The sequence below is a fragment of the Mesorhizobium sp. M7A.F.Ca.US.005.03.2.1 genome, assembly GCF_003997795.1.
GTDB classification, from domain to species: Bacteria; Pseudomonadota; Alphaproteobacteria; order Rhizobiales; family Rhizobiaceae; genus Mesorhizobium; species Mesorhizobium ciceri.
The window spans coordinates 1-1,998 of record NZ_RZRP01001023.1 but is presented as its reverse complement, the minus strand read 5'-3'; the positions used below and the strand labels follow the sequence as shown (position 1 = coordinate 1,998).

The following is a 1,998-nucleotide window of genomic DNA, read 5'->3' as shown; positions in this document are numbered from 1 at the left end:
CCGTGTGATTGAGCACGTACCAGAGGATCATCACGAGCAGGACCGTGGCAATGACGCCGAGCGTCAGCACCGCAGTGCCGACCTTGAAACTGATGGCAAAGAGATGCAGCAGCGGCGCCTGGGTATCGACGTCGGTGTCGCGGATCGTCTCGTTGGCCGAATAGATGAAGTTCGTGGCCATGACGATGTTCCAGGTGCCAAGCGTCACGATGAAGGGTGGTAGCTTCATGTAGGCGACAAGCACCCCGTTGAGCAGCCCGCAGGCGGCGCCGGCGGCAAGCCCGATCGCCACTGCGAGCGCGCTCGGCATGCCGTAGGAGACCGCGCAATTGCCCATGATCACCGCTGAAATCACCATGATCACACCAATCGACAGGTCGATGCCTGCGGTCAGGATGACCAATGTCTGCGCAGCCCCCAGAATGCCGATGATGGCGATCTGCTGCAGGATAAGCGTCAGCGTGTAGGACGAAAAGAAACGCCCACCGATGGTGATGCCGAAGACGATGATCGCCAGAACCAGGACGATCAGCGGCACCGCGGCCGGCGTCGAATGCAAGAAATGCTGGATACGCTTGACGGCCGATTTGTGCTCGTCAAAAGCAGCAACGCTGGTGTCGCTGCTCGAGAGAACCTTCTCGAATTCCTGAGCTTGAGCCATGTTTTCTCCCCGTAGGCTTCAGCCAAACGCCGACGCCAGTCCACGCCTTTCCGGTCTGCTGCCGGGATTGTTCGCGGTCACGCGAGCCATCGTCCACCCGAAGCAGCCGGGGATCAAGCCCCGACCGCTCAGGTTCCTTGGATGCCGGTCAGAACGGCATCAGCCCCAGCACTTGGCGAGGCCTTCCTTGGTGTCGATGGACTTGACGCCGGTGGCCGGCTTGTCGGTCACCAGGTTGACGCCGGTGTCGAAGAAGTTCTTGCCTTCGGTCGGCTTCGGCTTGGTTCCGTCCTTGGCAAAAGCGGCGATCGCCTCGATGCCGAGTGCAGCCATCTGCAGCGGGTATTGCTGCGAAGTGGCGCCGATGACACCTTCGGCCACCGACTTCACGCCGGGGCAGCCGCCGTCGACGGAAACGATCAGCACCTGGCTTTCGAGGCCGACAGCCTTGAGCGCCTGGTAGGCGCCGACAGCGGCGGGCTCGTTGATGGTGTGGATGACGTTGATGGTGTTGTCCTTCTGCAGGAGGTTCTCCATCGCCTTGCGGCCGCCCTCTTCGTTGCCGTTGGTGACGTCATGGCCGACGATGCGCGGATCGGTCTCGTCGCCGATCTTGTTGGGATCTTTTACATCGATGCCGTAGCCCATCATGAAGCCCTGGTCGCGCAGCACGTCGACAGTCGGCTGCGAAGGCGTCAGGTCAAGGAAGCCGATCTTGGCGTCCTTGGCCTTGTCGCCGAGCGTGGCGGCGGCCCAGGCCCCGATCAGCTTGCCTGCTTCGAGATTGTCCGTCGCGAAGGTCGCATCGGCGGCGTCGATCGGATCGAGCGGCGTGTCGAGCGCGATCACCAGCAGGCCGGCATCACGCGCTTTCTTCACGGTCGGCACGATGCCCTTGGTGTCGGATGCGGTGATCAGGATACCCTTGGCGCCATCGGCGATGCAGCTTTCGATCGCCGCGACCTGGCTCTCGCTGTCGCCGTCGATCTTGCCGGCATAGGTCTTGAGGTCGACGCCGAGTTCCTTGGCCTTCGCGGTCGCGCCTTCCTTCATCTTGACGAAGAAGGGATTGGTGTCGGTCTTGGTGATCAGGCAGGCGCCGACACCGGCCGCGGATGCGGACGAGGCAAACGCCATCAGCCCCAGAGCCGCGGCGGCAAACACGGTCGATTTCAACAATTTTGTATTGGTCACGATTTTCCTCCCAGTGGAACCATTCCGATGCCGGCCAACCGGCACCTGCAGCGCATCCAACGAAATTCTCCCAGCGTGGACGCTGCCTTAACAGACACCAGGCCGAAGCCCGTGTCAATAATTAAATCACTCTTATTTATTAT

2 protein-coding genes are annotated in these 1,998 nt (G+C 61.3%); both read right to left on the bottom strand.

Features of this window, described 5'->3' with window-relative positions; translation table 11 throughout:
* A partial coding sequence (locus EN991_RS34050; protein WP_164769588.1) for an ABC transporter permease occupies window positions 1-661 on the bottom strand: 661 nt, incomplete at its 3' end.
* Window positions 662-820: 159 nt separating this feature from the next.
* A complete protein-coding gene (locus tag EN991_RS34045; protein WP_024503693.1) occupies window positions 821-1,837 on the bottom strand; it encodes a sugar ABC transporter substrate-binding protein in 1,017 nt (338 codons plus the stop codon).
* Between the last annotated feature and the right edge of the window lie 161 nt (window positions 1,838-1,998).